The following is a 4397-nucleotide window of genomic DNA, read 5'->3' on the forward strand; positions in this document are numbered from 1 at the left end:
CGCCGCACCCCGGGCGCCAGCACGCGGCAAGGCCCGCACCCCAGGCCCTGACCCAATCCCTCCCGATCCCGCCACCCAATGCCCTCCGACCCTCCATTCCGCTTCGAAAATTCCCCACACCCGATCCCCGGCCCCCATCCCCGCCCCCGGGCCTGCCCGCGCTGGACAAAGCCCCCCTGGGCGCGATAGACGCCCTTGTACCTTTTTCGCACCAGGGGCGCCGCGCCCCGGACTGGAGGACAAGGCCGAATGGCACACACCGGCGCACTGATTCTGGCCGCAGGCAAAGGCACGCGGATGCGCTCCGAGCGCCCCAAGGTGCTGCACACCCTGCTGGGCGAGCCCATGCTCTGGCACGTCTACCGGGCCCTGGAGGGCCTTGTGCCCGACTCCGCCGTGTGGACCGTGGTCGGCCACGGCGCGCAGCAGATGCGCGCGGCCTTCCCCGGGCGCACGCCGGGCTTCGTGGTCCAGGAACGCCAGCTCGGCACGGGCCACGCCCTGCAAACGGCCTGGCCCGCCCTGGACTCCGCCGGGGTGGGCACGCTGCTGGTGGTCAACGGCGACACGCCCCTGGTGCCGCGCGCGGCCCTGGCGGCGCTGCTGGATGAGTTCCAGGCCCGGCGCCCGGCCCTGGCCTTCCTGACCGTGGACCTGCCCGACCCCAGCGCCTTCGGCCGCGTGGTCCGCGACGCACACGGCGCGGTGGCGGCCATCGTGGAGGCCAAAGACTACGACCCCGCCGTGCACGGGCCCCTGGGCGGCGAAATCAACTCGGGCATCTACGCCCTGGACATGGCCGCCGTGGGCCCGCTGCTGCCGCGCCTGGGCAACGCCAACGCCAGCGGCGAGTTCTACATCACCGACCTCGTGGCCCTGGCGGTGCAGGCCGGGCTGCCCGTCCTTGGGGCGCGCGGCGGCGCCGACCCGCAGTTGCTCGGGGTGAACAGCCCGGCCGAGCTGGCCCGGGCCGAGGAGCTTTTGCGCGCAAGCATCGTGGACGGCCTGCTGGACGCGGGGGTCATGGTCCACCAGCCCGGCACGGCCGTGGTCGGGCCGCGTGCCGTGCTGGAGCCCGGCTGCGAGATCAGCGGCCCCTGCGAAATCCACGGCGCCACCCGCATCGCCGCCGGGGCCAGCGTGGGCTCGCACTGCTGGATCCGGGACGCCGAAATCGGCCCCGGGGCGCTGGTGCGGCCTTTTTGCCACATCGAGGGCGCAAGCGTGGGCCCGGACTGCCAGATCGGCCCCTTCGCCCGGCTGCGGCCCCAGGCCGTCACCGAACAGGGCGCGCGCGTGGGCAACTTCGTGGAGATGAAGAAGGCCCGCCTGGGCCCGGGGGCCAAGGCCAGCCACCTGACCTACCTGGGCGACGCCCAGGTGGGCGCCGGGGCCAACATCGGCGCGGGGACCATCACCTGCAACTACGATGGCCGCAGCAAGCACGAAACGGTCATCGGCGAGGGCGCCTTCATCGGCAGCAACACGGCCCTGGTGGCCCCGGTGCGCATCGGCGACCGGGCCCTGGTCGGCGCGGGCTCGGTGATCACCCGGGACGTGGGCGACGACATGCTGGCCCTGGAGCGCTCGCGCCAGCGCGAGCTGCCCCGCAGGAAATGAGATTGATTTCGAAAGGCGAACAGGATAATTCTGGGGTATGGAAATGCTGAGTCGTCTGGAAAGCAAGATCGAGTCGTTGCTGACGCGGCTGGCCACCCTCAAGGAGGACAACGCGCGTTTGCGGGATGAAGTGCAGCGCGGCCAGGAAGACCTGATGGCCGAGAACCGCCGCCTGCGCGAGGATCTGGAACGCGAACGCGCCTCCAAGGAGGAGGTGCTCGCCCGCATCGACGGGCTCTTGCAGAAGTTGCAGGACGAGACCGCATAAGTGCGGGAGCTTGTCATGCCGAGCTATACACTCTCCGTTCTGGAACTTGAGGTTTCCTTCAAGGCCCAGGCGGACCATGAACGTGTTCAGGCAGCCAAGGAGCTGCTTGAGGAACGATACAGGGAATTGACGCAACACGGCAGGCGTTTAAGCAAAGAGAAGCTGCTCACGTTCCTGGCCCTCGGGCTGGCGGACGACCTGTTGCAGAACTCCAAGAGGCTCGCCGAGCTGGAAAAACGGCTGGGCGGACTTGCGGAGCGGATAGAGAAGGCGGAAGATACACAGGCAGGCGTTTGACATTTCCCTGGGGCGTTCGTGATCGTTTGGCCCGTCTCTGAGCCGATACGACACAAACGGGAGCCACTCGACGATCCGCCCGTGCGCAGACCCGCACGCGGGGAGCCTGACGGCGGATACAGCGGCGCCCACCTTGCGCAAGCAAGGTTCAAGACGGCCAGCGACACGGCATCCCGGGGACACACATATAACGGCCCGAAAACCTCGACCCGTATCGGCCCCGAACGGCAACCTCAACCCAACGCCACGCCCCGCCTCGCCTTCCGGCCGCCCCTCGCGGCGCGACAGCCCTCCCGGGCGCCCAGCCGGGCGCCGGGGCCCTTCTTCGCAGCATGACGCCTCCCGTTTTACAAGACCGCCGCAGGCAGGCCCCGTTTGCGTAGGGACCGGGCCATATCATGAACGGGTTCGCGGCAGCCCGTCGTCTATAAGGGAGGACGCCATGAGCGTCGAAACCATCCTCATCGCCCTGGCCGGAGTGGCAACGGGCGCGGGCAGCGGCTACCTGCTGCACCAGTACATCGCATCCAAACGCCTCGATGGGGCCAAGGATCTCGCCGAGCGCATCCTCGACGAGGCCCGCAAGGATGCCCAGGCCGAACGCAAGGAATACATGCTCCAGGCCCAGGACGAGATACTGGGGCTCAAGCGCGAGATGCAGGCCGAGATCAAGGACCGCGAACGCGAACTGGGACGGCGCGAGGCCAAGATCCAGGAACGCGAGGAACGCCTGGAAAACAAGGTCGAGAAGCTGAACCAAAAGGATTCCGAACTGGTGGCCCTGGAAAAGCGCCTCTCGCGCCAGGAGCGCCAGCTCGCGGAAAAAGAGGCCCTGCTCGACGAGCGGGTCGACGAGCAAAGCCGCAAGCTCGAGGAGATTTCGGGACTGACCGCCGAGGAGGCCAAGCGCCGCCTGCTGGAGGAGATCGAGTCCCAGACCCGCCACGACGCCGCGCGAATGGTCCGCCAGATCGAGGTGGAGGCGGCCGAGACCGCCGACCGCAAGGCCAAGGAAATCCTGGCCTCGGCAGTGCAGCGCTACGCGGGCGACTTCGTTGGCGAAAACACGGTGGCCACCGTGACCCTGCCCAGCGAGGACATGAAGGGCCGCATCATCGGCCGCGAAGGCCGCAACATCCGCGCCCTGGAGGCCGCCACCGGCGTGGACCTGATCATCGACGACACCCCCGAGACGGTGGTGCTCTCGGCCTTCTCGCCCCTGCGCCGCCAGATCGCCAAGCTCTCCCTGGAGCGGCTCATCTCCGACGGCCGCATCCACCCCGCGCGCATCGAGGACGTGGTCAAGAAGGTGGAGCAGGAAATGGACGTGAAGCTGCGCGAGATCGGCGAACAGGCGACCTTCGACGTGGGCGTGCACGGCATCCACCCCGACATCATCCGCCTGCTGGGCCAGCTCCAGTACCGCACGAGCTTCTCCCAGAACGTGCTCCAGCATTCCCTCGAGGTGGCCTCCCTGTGCGGCATCATGGCCGCCGAGCTGAACCTGGACGTGAAAAAGGCCAAGCGCGCCGGCCTGCTGCACGACATCGGCAAGGCCGTGGACCACGAGGTGGAGGGCCCCCACGCCCTCATCGGCGCGGACCTGGCCAAGAAGTACGGCGAAAGCAAGGACATCGTCCACGCCATCGCCGCCCACCACGAGGACACCCAGCCCACGACGCCCCTGGCCGTGCTGGTGCAGGCGGCGGACAGCCTGTCCGGCGCCCGGCCCGGCGCGCGCAAGGAGCTGCTGGAGAACTACGTCAAGCGCCTGGAGGAACTGGAAGGCATCGCCACCGGCTTCGAGGGCGTGTCCAAGGCCTACGCCATCCAGGCCGGACGCGAAATCCGCGTCATGGTCGACTCCGACAAGGTGGACGACGACCAGACGCACATCCTGTGCAAGGATATCGCCAAGCGCATCGAGGAAAACCTGACCTACCCGGGCCAGATCCGCGTCACGCTGATCCGCGAGCGCCGCGCCGTGGGCTACGCCAAGTAGCGCCCGGCTGCACGCAGCCTTCCGGGGCCGGACGGGAACCTTCCCGTCCGGCCCCGCTGTCGTTTCGTCCCGCCGCGCGGCCGCGGGCGCCGCGCCAGGCGCCCCGGGCCACGCCGCCCCCCGGCATCCCCCCCCGGCCCCCCCCCGGCCCCCCCCCCCGCGCCCCCCCGGACCCCCCCCCCCGCGCCCCCCCGGCCCCCCCCGCCCCCC

At 69.5% G+C, this 4397-nt stretch carries 4 protein-coding genes and 1 other RNA gene; all 5 read left to right on the plus strand.

All coding sequences use genetic code 11. From position 1 onward, the window contains the following. Positions 1 to 249 precede the first annotated feature (249 nt). Positions 250 to 1620, plus strand: a complete 1371-nt coding sequence (gene glmU, locus M0P34_RS13920) for a bifunctional UDP-N-acetylglucosamine diphosphorylase/glucosamine-1-phosphate N-acetyltransferase GlmU (protein WP_291500180.1) — start codon at positions 250 to 252, stop codon at positions 1618 to 1620. A 43-nt stretch (positions 1621 to 1663) separates the two neighbouring features. Beyond that, the gene (gene zapB, locus M0P34_RS13925; protein WP_291500182.1) at positions 1664 to 1888 is read left to right on the plus strand and encodes a cell division protein ZapB; all 225 of its coding nucleotides are present in this window, start codon (positions 1664 to 1666) and stop codon (positions 1886 to 1888) included. A 15-nt stretch (positions 1889 to 1903) separates the two neighbouring features. After that, positions 1904 to 2185: a cell division protein ZapA gene (gene zapA, locus M0P34_RS13930; protein ID WP_028587661.1), complete on the plus strand. Its 282-nt coding sequence runs from the start codon at positions 1904 to 1906 to the stop codon at positions 2183 to 2185. 1 nt (position 2186) lies between these two features. Further along, a non-coding RNA gene (ssrS, locus tag M0P34_RS13935) (6S RNA) lies at positions 2187 to 2369 on the plus strand. 258 nt (positions 2370 to 2627) lie between these two features. Then, positions 2628 to 4187, plus strand: coding sequence for a ribonuclease Y (gene rny / locus M0P34_RS13940; RefSeq protein WP_291500185.1), 1560 nt, complete (start codon positions 2628 to 2630; stop codon positions 4185 to 4187). Positions 4188 to 4397 lie beyond the last annotated feature (210 nt).

This window comes from Desulfocurvus sp. (assembly GCF_023230885.1).
GTDB lineage: Bacteria > Desulfobacterota > Desulfovibrionia > Desulfovibrionales > Desulfovibrionaceae > Desulfocurvus.

Bases quoted from the DNA above. Each gene is read 5' to 3' on its own strand.
- zapA (WP_028587661.1), top strand. From the start codon at position 1,904: ATGCCGAGCTATACACTCTCCGTTCTGGAACTTGAGGTTTCCTTCAAG.
- rny (WP_291500185.1), top strand. From the start codon at position 2,628: ATGAGCGTCGAAACCATCCTCATCGCCCTGGCCGGAGTGGCAACGGGC.
- zapB (WP_291500182.1), top strand. From the start codon at position 1,664: ATGCTGAGTCGTCTGGAAAGCAAGATCGAGTCGTTGCTGACGCGGCTG.
- glmU (WP_291500180.1), top strand. From the start codon at position 250: ATGGCACACACCGGCGCACTGATTCTGGCCGCAGGCAAAGGCACGCGG.